We start from the raw sequence: 14,934 nt of genomic DNA, 5'->3' as shown, positions 1-14,934 counted from the left end.
TCGGAATGTGCGGTTTATTGCATATAAAACTGTTACATATAGTATAATTTTTGAAAATGAATATCAAATTAAAATTTGAGATATTTTCTCAAATTTTTCAAATTAATTATTAGATTCAAAGAATTATTATGTTTCATATGTTCCATGAGTATTATGTGCCTTTAATATTCATGGAAGAATTGTTGTAACTTTTTAAGATTTTTAGTTTTTGTAAGCCCTAGCATCAATAAAATACGCGCTTTTTGTGGACTTAAAGTATCACATACTAGATAGTTTGCCAGTGCATCTTGTGGCACTGCAGATACCATACCACTACCGGTACGAGAAGCACGTACCGTTGGAAACTTTGTATTCTGTGTGATTTGACGTACGTTTTGTGGGATTGTACCATGACCAAGACCTGTTAAAATTAAACCGTCAGGATTTGTAGCAACTACACTCATAGGCACCATATCATCCATACCACCATAGCAGGTCATTATAACTACACGAGGTAACTCAGACAATTTACTCACATCAAATACAGAGTCTTGAGTATGACGTCGAGTAGACACTTTATAATAGTGGGCAACACCATCTTGTACAATACCAAGATGCCCCACTAATGGACTATCAAAAGTCGCTACATTAGTAGTGTTGCATTTAGATACATCCCTTGCCCCATCAATGTAGCCATTTAATACGACTATCACACCTTTACCTACAGACGATGGTGTTCTCGCTACTTGGATAGCTTGCAATAAATTAATTGGCCCGTCTGCACTAATAGCACCTGCGGGTCTCATAGATCCAGTAATAACAATTGGCTTGTCTGTATGAACTGTCAGATTCAGAAAATATGCCGTCTCCTCCATGCTATCTGTGCCATGAGTAATAACAACACCACCGATATCATCTCGATTAACCAATTTTTGCACCAACTTAGAAAGTTCTAACCAGTGATTTACGGTAATATCGGAGCTTTCAATATTACTAAACTGAGTATATGTATAAGGACCATACGGTTTTGTACCAGGTACGGAGGCTAAGATTTTGTCAAGTCCTAACACCCCTGCCGTATAGCCTGTTAAATCAGTATTTGAAGTACCTTTTCCTGCAATAGTTCCTCCAGTACCAATCAAAGCAATTTTTGTATCCATATTACCTCCACTATAAAACTATAAAATAATTATTGTTATTAAATTTAAACTAAGTACGATTCAATAAGGCTGGTCAATAATGGCCAGCCTTATTATATTCTAAAAAATTATTTTATCTTATTTTATGGCTTCGCCCCTATAGATTCATGGATTCATCTCTATAAATCGAGATTTCTGCCTTATCAATTAAAGCTTTGGGTCAAATGATGGCATCAACTCCAATTTATGTTTATTAATTCGATTCAGATAGTCGATTCGCTCTTTTGTTGGCTGATCTTCAATTTCACCAGTTCTGATATAACGATCCAGTATAGCATAGGTAAATCCCAATTTATCCTCATCGGACTGACCACTAAGACCATCACTTGGCACCTTATCAACTAGGTGCAATGGAATATCAAGAAGTTTTCCTATTTGACGAACTTCTTCTACTACGAGTTGTGCGAGAGGGCTAAAATCACCTGCACTATCTCCGTATTTTGTAGAGTATCCTACGTAGTCTTCAGATCCATTACAAGTATTTGCTACACGAGCACCATTTGGTAAATTTTGTCCTACTGCATAGAGAGTTGCCATCCGGAGACGAGGCGGCGTATTAATGGCAGCATCTTTAGATAAATCGGTTCTCCCCGTTACAACATCATACCCCTTAGCCTGAACGATAGCATGAGTTAGCGCCTCATAGGCAGCACCAATATTGACCGTCATGTGCGGAATTCCTAAATAATTTACCACTGCCTGAGCATCATCAATATCCGATTGCACTCCATTTGGCATAAGAACACCAACTACGCGATCTGCACCGAGAGCTTCTTTGCAAAGAGCTGCCACGATAGTCGAGTCCTTACCACCTGAAATACCAACTACAGCACTACAGTTAGGACCATTTTTACCAAAATAATCTCGAATCCATTGAATGAGGGCATCCTTTGTAGCTTGTGGATTTTCTAACATAGGCCCTCCTACTTTTTCCGATAAATACGGTTCAATAAATCCATCTTCAATTGATAGTAGCTAGGACTCATATCAAGGTAGTGACGATGTGGATTTTCAAAGCGTTGCTCTTCAGGCCAAATTTCATTAGCTAATTGATCTTGCACATATGCTCGAATTTCCTCTAGTGTTGGTAAGTCCACAACTAATTTACCATCCTTGATAATAAGCTGCTTCATCTCTTTAAAAGTACAATTTTCAAAATATAATTCACGCCAAGGTTGCTCAGGATCGATATAACGATATGGTTCCTCTGTATCAGGTACCTCTCTCAACAATGTTAATAGATCTGCAATCGCACGACCTTTATCATTATAAACACGATATACCTTTTTAAGACCTGGATTAGTAATTTTTTCTACACTTTCAGAAATCTTGATACGAGGTTCCCACATACCATCTTTCTCGATGCTAGCAATTTTATATACCGCACCAAATACGGGGTCACTCTTAGAGGTAATGAGGCGTTCCCCTACACCAAAAATATCAATAGGGCCACCTTGTATGAGCAAAGATGTGATTGTATACTCATCTAGACTATTAGATGCCATAATTTTACAATCTTCTAAGCCTGCATCATCTAGCATGCGCCGCGCTTTTTTCGCCAAATACGCAAGGTCACCAGAATCTAGGCGAATTCCTTTTAAGCGTTTCCCCATTGGCTCTAATACATCCTTTGCTACCTTAATAGCATTGGGCACGCCAGAGTTTAACACATCATAAGTATCAACAAGGAATACTGCATTATCTGGATACACTTCAGCATAGGCTTTGAAAGCATCGTATTCAGAGCCATAGTACATGACCCAACTATGCGCCATAGTACCGCTGACAGGAATGCCAAATTGTTGCCCTGCTAAAACGGTTGCAGTGGACTGAACACCACCAATATAAGCGGCTCTTGCACCGTATACGGCTGCGTCTACATTATGTGCACGACGAGCACCAAAGTCAGCCACAATACGCCCATCCGCAGCGCGAACGATGCGATTAGCTTTTGTGGCGATAAGAGATTGATGGTTCATCATAGTAAGCACTGCAGTTTCTACGATTTGTGCATCTATGAGAGGCGCCACAATTGTAATTACAGGTTCATTAGGATAGATGATAGAACCTTCTGGGAAGGCATATACATCACCGGTGAAAGAGAAATCTTTTAGATATGCTAAAAATTCTTCACTAAAAATACCCTGACTCCGTAAATAAGAGATATCACTTTCATCAAAGTGTAAATTTAAAATGTACTCAACGATTTGTTCGAGACCACCAAAAATAGCAAAACCGCCCTTGTCTGGATTACGTCTAAAGAAAACATCAAATGCGACGCGATCCACATTTTTTAATTTTGTAAAGTAGCCATGTGCCATAGTCATCTCATAAAAATCCATAAGCATGCTAATATTGCGGCTTTCATGTTGCATTGGTTCACCAACCTTCTAAGATCTATAGAAATTTAGTTAATTGTTATTCGTTATTCGTATACCCTCATTATACAATATTATTCCTATATAGCTAGCACCTAGCATAAGCTATCCTAATAATCTTTATTGTGATATAACTATATATATACAATAATAATTTATATAGTTCGTATGTATGAAAGGACCTAGTCTAGACTGTAAAACAAGCGACCATTACGCTATAATATTTTATTTTATATTGTTTTAAAAGCTTTCAATAATACATACATGTCTATTTTACATGAGAATGAAAGGTACCATTATGGAAACAATCGTTCAAGCAAAACGCGTATTAGAAATTTTTAAAGAAATGAGCCAAATTCCTCGTGAGTCCGGCAATGAAAAAGGCATCAGCGATTACATCGTGAACTTTGCTAAAAATTTAGGTCTTGAAGTTCATCAAGACGAAATCTTTAATGTAGTTATCAAAAAAGCTGCATCTCCAGGTTATGAAAACCGTCCATCCATCATTTTACAAGGTCATATTGATATGGTTTGTGTTAAAGACCATGACTCTAACCACGACTTCTCTAAAGATCCAATCGCTAATATCATCGAAGGCGAATGGATGCACGCAGACCATACAACATTAGGTGCCGATAATGGCATGGGTGCTGCTATGATGCTTGCTCTCCTTGAAGATGAAAGCCAACAACATGGACCAATGCAATTATTATTCACTACCAACGAAGAAACTGGTATGGATGGTGCCTTTGCCATTAAAGAAGGTCAAGTAACTGGTGACTACTTACTCAACCTAGATACAGAAGTAGAACATGACTTCACCGTTAGTTGTGCTGGCGGTTGCCACGTACATGTAAAAATTCCATTGTTACGCGATAACAATCAACCAGGCTATGATGCGGGCTTATCCATTACAGTAACCGGTCTTAAAGGGGGGCACTCCGGCATCGAAATCAACGAGCAACGAGCTAATGCAAACCAAGTACTAACCCGTGTACTCTATGATATTCAACAACAATATCCTATTAGCTTAGCGTCTTTCGAAGGTGGCGTAAAACATAATGCAATCCCGTCTAAGGCAGTAGCTGTACTATCCGTACGCTCTGAAGATGTGGCAGCCATTAAAACATTGCTCGCATACCAAGAAAAACAATACCAACACGAATATAGCGTACAGGATCCAGGCCTTACATTTGTAGTTGAAGATGTTCCTACTCCTGAAATAGTATATGCAGAAGACACAACAGAAGCACTTATTACATATATCTATCTTGCACAAGATGGGGTTCATTCTGTAAGTAAGTCTATCCCAAACCTTGTAGAAACATCTAATAATATTGCTATCGTACGTGAAAATCAACATACCATTGAAATACTCATTTCTATTCGTAGTTCCAATAGCAATAGTCTTGAATTCTTAACGAAAAAAATGATGCTTCTTGCAAAAGCACTTGGCGTAGCTGCAGAGCGTACAGGTGGATATCCAGCATGGGAATACGACAAAGGCTCAAAATTGGAAGAACAAGCGATTTCCTTGCATAACGAAATGTTCGATACACCAGCTAATGTAAATGCTATTCACGCAGGTCTCGAATGTGGTTTGTTAAAAGGCGTATTGCCAAATACACAAATGATTAGCTTTGGGCCTACTATCGTAAGTCCTCATACACCATCAGAACGCGTTCATTTACCTTCTGTTGAAAATGTATATGTGTACCTCAAAGCATTATTAGCAAAATTACAATAAAATAAATAATTACTATATTTTTGATGTATAATTTGTTATACTATAAGCAAATAACACATCAAGTTACGAGACCCATGTAATAGTGACTCTCCAACCCTCCTACAAGTAATTCAGCCATCTCTCCAACTGAATTATCTTGTAGGAGGGATTTTTTTCATAAAAATTTTTCAACTACATAAATAAATATTTATTCATATAGGAGTATTCTTTCATATATGAACAACATGGAATGCATCGTTTTATTTATAAATAATTATGAATATCAACTACATGTGCCAGTATACTCATATATAGTATATAATCTATAAATTTCAAAAAAGGCTGTTAAACTCTGACTCATTCACTAGTCTCCATATACCCCATAGAGTATTTTCTGTGTTATCCTATAGGTGTATACTGTGTTTACATTACGCAGGAGGTATATATGATTCCAATAGTTATCATATCCGGATTTCTAGGTTCTGGAAAAACAACATTCTTACAACATATACTAAAAGAACATACATCGAAAGATAAAATTCTTATTATAGAAAACGATTTTGGTGAAACTAGCCTCGATGCTGCTAATCTTGCAAAAACAGGGGCCACAGTCCGTGAAGTAACATCTGGCTGTATTTGCTGTAGCTTACAAGGAAATTTCCAACAAGCACTACTTGATATTCTGCAAAATTACAAAATCGATATGATCTACATCGAGCCATCAGGTGTCAGCAAACTCAGTGAAATCATCCATACTTGTAACGACGAGGACATTGCAAAATCTGCTTACATTCACGCATCAATAACGACTGTCGATGCTATGCAAGCACCAATGTTTATCAAAAATTTTGGTCTTTTCTTCAAGGATCAAATCACTCATAGTGATGCAATTTTTTTGAGCCATACAGAAGATATTCAACAGACAAGCATTACAAAACGTATGATTCGCGACCTCGCGCCACATACACCAATTCATGAAGAAGCATGGGATACCATTGGTTTGCGTGATTACATCAAGCGCCTGTATCATTGTCATGATGATCACTGCTTACACGATGAACATTTATTTATGAGTCATACCTTTAAGGATTTGCGCACCCTTAGTCTTGCACAATGGAAAACCATTTTAGAAGGCATGCCTGATACGGTGCTTCGTGCCAAAGGGATTGTACCAACCACGGAAGGTCCTCACGAACTCCAATACGGCACTCATTACTGTTCGCTTTCACCTAGTGAAACTAATGACTATAGTTTAGTCGTTATCGGCACAGATTTTAATGTACCAATGGTACATAACGAAGTGTGTCAATCATGATACCAGTTTATATCGTTACAGGGTTTATTGGATCCGGTAAAAGCACGTTCATAAACGAACAATTACAATACCGTAAAAAGCTAGGCGGTACCGCAATAATCAGCGCCGAAGAAGGCAGTGAACCTCTCATCAAAGAGCCCTTACAACTCAATGCGGATGAACTCAATGCCATTGTTCCTAGCGATATCAAGTCTTACGAATTGATAGCCTGTAAAATCGGGGATTATTTAAAACGACTACAGCCAAAAGAGCTATGGATTGAGTGGAATGGCATGGTAAGCTTTCATCAACTAGAAGCCTTACTATATAGCGATATATTAAGCCACCTAGTACAAGTAGAAAAGGTATTGTATATTTGTACCGATCAATTTGTTTCAACCATACTCCCTGGTTTAGGTAATGATGTAATGAGTCAATTGTATAGTGCAGATTGTATTATCACAGAATCCAATACACATCACGCTTTACTACGCACCTATAATGGAGAAGCCAAAATTATAACAGCTCCTACACCAGAAAAAGTAGAACAACTGAGCCGGAATTCCACATGGGGACTCATTCCTAATCTATTAGTTATTGGTATTACAACCTATATACTGTTGGTCACAGCTTTTCGCCATGACATCCCCTATTCCATTCACCAATGCTTCGCCATAATCACGGGCCTCATCATCGAGGCCATTCCATTCCTTTTATTAGGCACGGTAGGCTCGACGATTATTCGCTATTTCGTGCCACAACGAGTGCTACTAAAACTATTAGGTGACCATTCTTTGAAAAGCTATGGGGCTGCTATGGTCAGTGGCTTTGCCTTGCCAATTTGTGACTGTGCTATTATCCCCTTATTCAAGGCACTAATAGATCGAGGCATCCCTTTATCAGTAGCTCTTTTATTTATGCTCGCTAGCCCGATTATCAACCCTATCACCATTCTTTCTACATGGTATGCGTTTCCTGACAATCCCATGCTCTCCGTATGGCGTATCGTTTTAGGACTAGGTGTTGCCTTGTTAGTAGCCCTATCGTTCCGATTTTGGCCTCCAGCCACATCTATTTTGAAAGCAAGAACACCACAGAATCTTAGCTACGAAGAAATCGTTTTAGAAGCAACTAAAACTAAACATATCGATAAAAAAAGATTGTTAGTCCATATGGAACAAGAGTTTTCTCAACTCTTATTCTATTTTTCCATGGCGGCAGCTGTACTATCTATAGTTCAAGTCTATGGCAAACCTTGGCTTCTCAACGCAGGATTAACCTTACCAGAATTTACGGCCATTCCAATTTTGCTGATGTTAGCATTCTTCTTCTCTATTTGCTCTACATCAGATGCCATCATCGGTAAATCCTTGAGCACCTTATTTCCTATTAGCTCTGTGATGGGCTTTCTCATCTTAGGTCCGATGCTAGATATCAAAAACGTATATATATTAAAACAATATATGCCTACCTCATTTATCATACGATTAAGTATAACGATTGCCGTTATGTCCTATATAGCAGCATTAGTATTCAAATTCTTTCTTAGCTAATTTACAAACTTTTATAATCACTATCTCAGTTCTTAATTAATTAAAAGGAGATGATTTCATGACATTAGGACTGAAAGATCGCTTTTCTATCGTGAAAGGTCTATTGTATCTCATCTTAGGTATCTGTTGTATTTACCTCATTGTGACAGGTCGTTATTTGAACTATATTGCACCGCGTTATGAACTTTTACTAGGTATTAGTGGCGTTGCCCTTATTTTAGGCGGTCTAGCGACGATTATTTGGGCGCCGTCAAAATACTACAAGCATAACTGGAAATCTATCGTTCCGATTATTATTCCTATTATGTTGCTCATCGTTCCTCCCGTTCTTGTACCATCAACAGGCGTTCATGGTGCCGCTCGTGTAAACGATGATACTAACAATTTTGACTTTACAAACGATGCTATTGGAGAGGTTGTCACTGTTAACAGTGAAAGCAAAGAGCCAGGAATTTCCAAGGACAAAAAAGAAATCGTTTTGAACTCAGACAATTTCTATCAAACCATTGTAAAAGTTGGATCTAATGCTGAGCAATATAAAGACTACACCGTTTATATGACAGGCTATGTGAACCGCGAAGATAATACATTAAAATCTAACGAATTTACTATTTCTCGTATGGCTATGGCTTGTTGTATTGCTGACGTTGCCCCTATTGGCATGACAGCCTATAAAACAGATGGTGATAGCTTACAAAATGAACAATGGGTATCGATTGAAGGAAAGGTTTCTACACGAGACTTCCACGGTCGTAAACAACCATATGTAGAGATTACAAAAATCAAATCTGCAGAACCTATTTTAGGCTATGTATACCCTTAAGAATTACATAAAAAACGAGGCTTAACGCCTCGTTTTTAATAGGAATGATTCTGTTGAATAAAATAACGTATATTTCATAATTCAATATCTATATGAATCTACAATAGATTGATTCCTTATAATAGTTATAATAGTTATTATATTTTTTCTAGTTATTCTAATTATAATAGTTATTAAAAAATAGTTATTAAAACGTTCTATTAGTGCTGTAATTCTTTAATAATTCTCTTGCCAAGAGATGCTGCTACAGCGCACAAGAAAATATCTGGGCCAACTGGGATTAGGAAGCAAGTAATAATGACAGCTTCCACACCAATCGGTTTACCTAAATACAGATTCATAATAAAGTATAGGTACACCATGCCAAGTCCATATACAATTAATAGATTTAATATGGATCCAGCTAGCAAACGTTTAAACGATAGTGTATCCATTGTCTCTGCAATGCGTCCTACTACATACGCACCAACCATAAAGCCAATTAAATAACCAAAGGTAGGTTGCAAAATATAACTAGGACCACCACCAGATGTAAAAATAGGAACCCCAACAAGGCCTAGTACAATATAAATGCCAACACTAGCGGCACCTAAACGACTACCTAAAACAATGCCCGCTAATGTAGTAAATAAGATTTGCAATGTAAACGGACAATTCGGTAATGGGACCCGTATGAAAGCACCAACCGCGATTAGCGCCACAAAGAGTGCTGTCATCGTTAACTGACGGGTGGTAATGCGAGTTTGTTTTGATACAGTAGAGCTCATGGTATACCTCCATTCATAACAGACCTAAGCAGGAATTTGTGCTATCAATGGAGAATAAAAGTCCAAGATAACACGGAAACAAACTACTAACTATCTAAATTAAAGCACTTGTATTTTTAATTGTCAACTATAATGGTTGACTTTTAGTTTACTATATAGTCTAATACTATATATACTATATTTTTAGTACTTTTTAATTTTGACTATAGCTAATAGTTATTACCAATAGTTCATAATAACTAAAAGATATACTCATCTTCATACAAAAATCATCTAATTTCACCTTATTTTCATATAACAAGATTAAATTATATATAAGTAGATTGAGTAAAATCTACTTTCACAAAATCGTAACTAAACGAAAATTATAATTTGGTATCAGGAGGCATTGCTTATGAAAAATGTTAAGAAAGTATCCAAAGTACTATGTGCATTTGGCGTTAGTACAGTATTATTAGCAGGTGTAGTTGGTGCAGCTAGCAACCATGGTTACAACAACCATAGCAACTGGAATGGTGTTGGTAGCGTTGCTCCATCCGCACAAGCTAACTATTCTGTTGACTATATGGGCGCTGTTACAGTATTCCAACAGCAATTCCCTGGCGCTACTGTAAAATCTATTTCCTATGATGCAAAACACAATCCTTACTATGAAGTAGAAGGTTATTATGGCAACCGTGAAGTAGAGCTTAAAGTAGACGAAGCATCTGGTCAAATCGTTGGTAAAGAAGTAAAAGGTTACTCCAAAGCTTCTAAAACAATTAACGTTCAAAACATCATCATTCCTGAAGTAGCTGAAACAAAAGCTATGGAAAAAGTTGGTTCTGATTTCCAAACTATGGATTGGACCGTTGAACGTGAAAACGGCAGAGTTGTATATGAATTCGATATGACAACTGGCGGCGGTAAAAATGCTGAAGTAAAAGTAGACGCTACATCCGGTAAAGTTATTAGCGCTAAAGTTAAAAACACAAAATACTAAGATTTTCATTTCATCAAGTGAAACCCTATCCTAACCCACTTAGATGACACACTACACATATAACACACATACTATACACACTGTATCCTTTGGATACACTCTCTAACACACTCTCAGAGAGCCCGTAACACTAACCACGGACTCCCTAAATCCTATCTCACACAATAGGAAAACGGTCTGTGCACACACCACAGACCAAACGTTACACACACTATACTCCCTTAAAGACCTTGGATCATTAAATCCAAGGTCTTTTTATGCCCATTCTATCAAGATTATATTACACCTACACAACATTTCATTCTTATAAAGACAACAACACACTAATAACAAAAAAGCCTCCCTGCGGGAGGCCTTTTGTATAAGTTTTATAGGTTTGATAGTTATGTGTTCTATTTCTTAAGCAAAGTTCAGCTTAAGGATGTCATTTGTAAGTTTTAAAGGTTTGATCTATAGTTTTCCAAACAAGAGGTACGAAAATTATGCTTTATCTAAAGCTTGTGCCAAGTCTTCGATGATATCATCGATATTTTCAAGGCCGATGGATACACGGATCATATCTGGTGTTACGCCAGCAGATTTTTGTTGTTCTTCGTTAAGTTGTGCATGTGTTGTGGATGCAGGATGGATAACAAGAGATTTAGCATCTGCTACGTTGGCAAGGTTGGAGAAGATTTCCAAGGAGTCAACAAGTTTAATACCTGCTTCTTTACCACCTTTTACACCGAATGTGAATACTGCACCAACACCTTTAGGGAAGTATTTATCAGCTAATGCTTTGTATTTGCTGTCTTCTAATTCTGGATAGCTTACCCATGCTACCTTAGGATGTTTGCTCAAGAAATCTACTACTTTACGAGCATTTTCTACGTGACGTTCTACGCGCAAGGACAATGTTTCAATACCTTGTAAGATTTGCCATGCTGCAAGTGGAGTAATGCATGCACCAGTATCACGAAGTAATTGAGCACGAATTTTTACAGTGAATGGGATTGGCAAATCACCAAATACTAATCCATTGTAGTGTTCGTCACCTTCGGAGAAGCCAGGGTATTTACCAGAACCTTTATAGTCGAATTTACCAGATTCTACAACTACGCCAGCCAATGTTGTACCGTGACCACCAAGGTATTTAGTAGCAGAGTGTACAACTACGTCAGCACCATGTTCTAATGGACGGAATAAGTATGGAGATGCAAATGTATTGTCTACAATCAAGATGATATTGTGTTTATGTGCAATATCAGCTATGGCTTGTACATCGATAAGATTAATACCAGGGTTACCAATAGACTCGATATAAACGGCTTTAGTCTTTTCATCGATAGCTGCTTCAAATTCTTCCAAATGATCCGGATTTACGAATTTAGTTTGAATCCCCAAGCGAGGCAATGTAGCAGTAAACAAATTATAAGTACCACCATACAATGTGGATGCAGCAACAATATTATCACCAGCATCTGCTACATTTAAAATAGAGTACGTAACCGCTGCAGAACCAGATGCTACTGCAATACCAGCAGCACCGCCTTCAAGTTGTGCAACACGAGAATCCAATACATCTGTAGTAGGATTACCAAGGCGAGAGTAAATACCACCAGGATTAGTCAATGCAAAACGACCTGCGGCTTCCTCAGCATCTTTAAATACGAAAGATGTAGTTTGATAAATCGGTACTGCACGAGAACCTGTTGGATCCACCGTATGACCAGCGTGTAATTGTAATGTTTCAAATCTGTATTGTTTACTCATTATAATAACTCCTTTATATTAACTATATTTTAAGTTCGTTCTTTATGCCTAGTATATTACTATGCTTTAAAAGTTATGTCTACTATTTTTTATATTCTTTTCTCCATAACTTTAAACTATGGTGGACAAAGGAGGATAAAAGCTTTTACCAAAACCGCTAAAGCGAACTAAGTCATTTATGAGAAATAAAATCCCCTAATTACTTCCAAAGAACTAGCTCCCTTAAGAGATGTTAGAAGTAATTAGGAGTACATAGTACTATCAATAGATTAGAAATAAGTACTTACATTTAGATGTAAGCGCCTAAATTTTTATCCCGTTCAAATTTCATTTTTTGGATTTGTTCAATGATGTACGGTGTTTCTTGGTATACATAGTAGTTCAACCAGTTTGTAAATAATAGTGTACTTACAGAGCGCCAGCGCACGATGGGACGTTGTTTCGGATCATTATCTGGGAAGTAGTTTTCAGGAACTGCAATATCCATACCTTTTTTGATATCCCGCACGTACTCACGGTTAAGTGTGTCCCAATCGTATTCGGCATGACCAAATACAAAGATATGCTTATTATCTAAACTACGAACGATAGCAGCACCTGTTGGTTCAGACCCAGCCAAAAGTTCCAAGTCACGATTTTCCTTAATTTGTTGCAAAGAAACTGTAGTGTGACGAGAATGTGGCATCCAAAACTTTTCATCAAATCCACGCATGAGCACTGGTCGATCATTATAAATATCGTGTTCGTAAACACCGAATAATTTCTCATCCATAATAGATTTGTTAATACCAAAGTGATGATATAAACCAGCTTGAGCTCCCCAACATATATAGAAGGTCGAATATACATGTTCTTCGCCCCAGTTCATGATTTCTACGAGTTCAGACCAATAGTCTACCTCTTCAAAAGGCATTAACTCTACAGGAGCACCGGTAATAATCATACCGTCAAAGAACTGGTCTTTTACCTCATCAAAAGTGCGATAGAAAGTTTCTAAATATTGTTCATCTGTATTTTTAGCCTTACGAGATGCGGTGTGTAATAATGTTAAATTAACTTGCAATGGGCTATTACTGAGAGCACGCAAGATTTGCGTCTCCGTCACTTCTTTAGTAGGCATCAAATTGACAAGCAAAATTTGCAAAGGTCGGATTTGTTGATTTTCCGCCCGCTCAGTATCCATAACGAAAATATTCTCTTGAGCTAATTTCGTTATGGCCGGTAAATTTTTTATTACTTTAATAGGCATAATGTCACCTCTACATATTCTACAATTTGATAACCTAATCTAATTAAAAGCCCTTAGCCTCATAGGCACGGCGCCAAGATTCGAGCCCTTCTTCTAATATTTTACGAGGACAAGCAACATTAATGCGTTCAAAGTCCTCCCCATCGATGCCAAACATAGAACCCGTATCGAGCCATAACTTGGCATCATTAACGATCCATTCATCTCGCTCTTTAGGGCTCAGCGGCAATTGAGAACAATCTAGCCACATGAGATATGTCCCTTCAGGCCGATACACATGGATTTTTGGCATATATTTTGCTATATAGTCGATGGTAAATTGAATATTGTCTTGAATATATTCTTTCAATTCATCAAGCCAAGGAGCCCCTACTTTGTAGGCCCCTTCACAGCCCACAATCCCCATCGTGTTCAATTGGCTATAACCAGCACGATCGATTTCTTTGATAAAACGGCGGCGTAAGGAATCATTAGGAATGAAGATATTACTTACTTGTAAGCCTGCAATGTTGAAGGTCTTACTAGGTGCTGTACATACAATACAGTGTTCTGCATAGCTTTCACCAAGAGCGGCAAAGACCTTATGCGTATGCCCTTTCCATACAAAATCTGCATGGATTTCATCGCTCACAATGAGCACATTATGTTTAATACAAATATCGCCGAGGCGTTTCAACTCGTCCTCAGTCCACACGCGTCCTACCGGATTATGGGGGTTACACAAGAGGAATAATGTAACATTTTCCTCAACGATAGCTCGCTCAATGCCTTCAAAGTCGATAGTATATCTCTCTTCGCCTTTAATGAGTGGCACATTGATAAGACGCCGATTGTTGTCATCAATAACCATGCTAAATGGGTAGTACACTGGTTGGTTGATGAGCACGCCCTCACCTTCCTTGGTGAAAGCTCGAACCGCCATCGCCAAGGCAAATACTATACCTGGCGTTTTAACGAGCCATTTTTGTTCTGGAGTCCAATTGAAACGTGTGGCGAACCAATTTTTCAACACATCGAAATACTCATCATCAGACTCGGTATAACCAAATACGCCATGGTTTACGCGGTCCAATAAAATTTGCTTCAATTCAGGGGGAATTTCAAAATCCATATCCGCTACCCAGAATGGCAACACATCAGCTGGTTTACCGCGCTTAACAGCAAAATCATATTTTAAAGATTTCGTGTGCGTTCTATCTAAAATTTGATCAAAATTATATTGTCCCATAGGA

The 14,934-nt window shown here is 37.9% G+C and carries 12 protein-coding genes; 5 read left to right on the top strand and 7 right to left on the bottom strand.

Going from position 1 to position 14,934, the window contains the following annotated elements; genetic code table 11:
• Positions 1–161: 161 nt before the first annotated feature.
• The 3 genes from ACLRYO_RS07270 to ACLRYO_RS07260 all read right to left on the bottom strand — a co-directional run bounded on the left by ACLRYO_RS07270 (position 162) and on the right by ACLRYO_RS07260 (position 3,553).
• Entirely contained in the window at positions 162–1,139 is a 978-nt protein-coding gene (locus ACLRYO_RS07270; protein ID WP_004697824.1) for an asparaginase, read from the bottom strand.
• 186 nt (positions 1,140–1,325) lie between these two features.
• Positions 1,326–2,093, bottom strand: coding sequence for an NAD(+) synthase (nadE, locus tag ACLRYO_RS07265; protein ID WP_278473107.1), 768 nt, complete (start codon positions 2,091–2,093; stop codon positions 1,326–1,328).
• Positions 2,094–2,101: 8 nt separating this feature from the next.
• On the bottom strand, positions 2,102–3,553 hold the full coding sequence (locus tag ACLRYO_RS07260) for a nicotinate phosphoribosyltransferase (protein ID WP_118091037.1): 1,452 nt from the start codon (positions 3,551–3,553) through the stop codon (positions 2,102–2,104).
• Positions 3,554–3,854: 301 nt separating this feature from the next.
• On the opposite strand from ACLRYO_RS07260, the gene ACLRYO_RS07255 reads away from it, so the two are divergent.
• From ACLRYO_RS07255 to ACLRYO_RS07240, 4 genes are all read left to right on the top strand, one after another.
• Positions 3,855–5,303 (top strand): aminoacyl-histidine dipeptidase, encoded by a 1,449-nt coding sequence (locus ACLRYO_RS07255; protein ID WP_118091038.1) that lies wholly within the window; start codon positions 3,855–3,857, stop codon positions 5,301–5,303.
• A gap of 424 nt (positions 5,304–5,727) precedes the next feature.
• Positions 5,728–6,597: a CobW family GTP-binding protein gene (locus ACLRYO_RS07250; protein WP_008602960.1), complete on the top strand. Its 870-nt coding sequence runs from the start codon at positions 5,728–5,730 to the stop codon at positions 6,595–6,597.
• Positions 6,594–8,129, top strand: coding sequence for a permease (locus ACLRYO_RS07245; protein ID WP_278473109.1), 1,536 nt, complete (start codon positions 6,594–6,596; stop codon positions 8,127–8,129). Before ACLRYO_RS07250 ends, ACLRYO_RS07245 begins: the two co-directional genes overlap by 4 nt.
• A gap of 58 nt (positions 8,130–8,187) precedes the next feature.
• The gene (locus ACLRYO_RS07240) at positions 8,188–8,952 is read left to right on the top strand and encodes a TIGR03943 family putative permease subunit (RefSeq protein WP_278473110.1); all 765 of its coding nucleotides are present in this window, start codon (positions 8,188–8,190) and stop codon (positions 8,950–8,952) included.
• A gap of 200 nt (positions 8,953–9,152) precedes the next feature.
• Here the strand turns inward: ACLRYO_RS07240 and ACLRYO_RS07235 are convergent, their stop codons facing one another.
• Positions 9,153–9,719: a biotin transporter BioY gene (locus tag ACLRYO_RS07235; protein ID WP_060919399.1), complete on the bottom strand. Its 567-nt coding sequence runs from the start codon at positions 9,717–9,719 to the stop codon at positions 9,153–9,155.
• Positions 9,720–10,113: 394 nt separating this feature from the next.
• Here ACLRYO_RS07235 and ACLRYO_RS07230 point away from each other — a divergent pair, with 394 nt between their 5' ends.
• Entirely contained in the window at positions 10,114–10,701 is a 588-nt protein-coding gene (locus ACLRYO_RS07230) for a PepSY domain-containing protein (RefSeq protein ID WP_008602968.1), read from the top strand.
• 480 nt (positions 10,702–11,181) lie between these two features.
• Here the strand turns inward: ACLRYO_RS07230 and ACLRYO_RS07225 are convergent, their stop codons facing one another.
• From ACLRYO_RS07225 to ACLRYO_RS07215, 3 genes are all read right to left on the bottom strand, one after another.
• Positions 11,182–12,453, bottom strand: coding sequence for an O-acetylhomoserine aminocarboxypropyltransferase/cysteine synthase family protein (locus tag ACLRYO_RS07225; RefSeq protein ID WP_278473111.1), 1,272 nt, complete (start codon positions 12,451–12,453; stop codon positions 11,182–11,184).
• A gap of 289 nt (positions 12,454–12,742) precedes the next feature.
• Positions 12,743–13,702 (bottom strand): homoserine O-acetyltransferase MetA, encoded by a 960-nt coding sequence (gene metA / locus ACLRYO_RS07220; protein ID WP_004697897.1) that lies wholly within the window; start codon positions 13,700–13,702, stop codon positions 12,743–12,745.
• 43 nt (positions 13,703–13,745) lie between these two features.
• Positions 13,746–14,930: a MalY/PatB family protein gene (locus ACLRYO_RS07215; RefSeq protein WP_316708758.1), complete on the bottom strand. Its 1,185-nt coding sequence runs from the start codon at positions 14,928–14,930 to the stop codon at positions 13,746–13,748.
• Positions 14,931–14,934 lie beyond the last annotated feature (4 nt).

Origin of the sequence: Veillonella parvula, assembly GCF_047241225.1 — a bacterium.
Taxonomy (GTDB): Bacteria; Bacillota; Negativicutes; order Veillonellales; family Veillonellaceae; genus Veillonella; species Veillonella parvula_O.
Note: the sequence above shows the minus strand (reverse complement) of the source record. Positions and strands in the feature narration are given on the sequence as shown.

What these genes read in the sequence shown, in the direction of transcription:
- ACLRYO_RS07225 (WP_278473111.1), bottom strand. Translation starts at nt 12,453, where the DNA reads ATGAGTAAACAATACAGATTTGAAACATTACAATTACACGCTGGTCAT.
- ACLRYO_RS07245 (WP_278473109.1), top strand. Translation starts at nt 6,594, where the DNA reads ATGATACCAGTTTATATCGTTACAGGGTTTATTGGATCCGGTAAAAGC.
- ACLRYO_RS07215 (WP_316708758.1), bottom strand. Translation starts at nt 14,930, where the DNA reads ATGGGACAATATAATTTTGATCAAATTTTAGATAGAACGCACACGAAA.
- ACLRYO_RS07230 (WP_008602968.1), top strand. Translation starts at nt 10,114, where the DNA reads ATGAAAAATGTTAAGAAAGTATCCAAAGTACTATGTGCATTTGGCGTT.
- ACLRYO_RS07260 (WP_118091037.1), bottom strand. Translation starts at nt 3,553, where the DNA reads ATGCAACATGAAAGCCGCAATATTAGCATGCTTATGGATTTTTATGAG.
- metA (WP_004697897.1), bottom strand. Translation starts at nt 13,702, where the DNA reads ATGCCTATTAAAGTAATAAAAAATTTACCGGCCATAACGAAATTAGCT.
- ACLRYO_RS07250 (WP_008602960.1), top strand. Translation starts at nt 5,728, where the DNA reads ATGATTCCAATAGTTATCATATCCGGATTTCTAGGTTCTGGAAAAACA.
- ACLRYO_RS07255 (WP_118091038.1), top strand. Translation starts at nt 3,855, where the DNA reads ATGGAAACAATCGTTCAAGCAAAACGCGTATTAGAAATTTTTAAAGAA.
- nadE (WP_278473107.1), bottom strand. Translation starts at nt 2,093, where the DNA reads ATGTTAGAAAATCCACAAGCTACAAAGGATGCCCTCATTCAATGGATT.
- ACLRYO_RS07270 (WP_004697824.1), bottom strand. Translation starts at nt 1,139, where the DNA reads ATGGATACAAAAATTGCTTTGATTGGTACTGGAGGAACTATTGCAGGA.
- ACLRYO_RS07240 (WP_278473110.1), top strand. Translation starts at nt 8,188, where the DNA reads ATGACATTAGGACTGAAAGATCGCTTTTCTATCGTGAAAGGTCTATTG.
- ACLRYO_RS07235 (WP_060919399.1), bottom strand. Translation starts at nt 9,719, where the DNA reads ATGAGCTCTACTGTATCAAAACAAACTCGCATTACCACCCGTCAGTTA.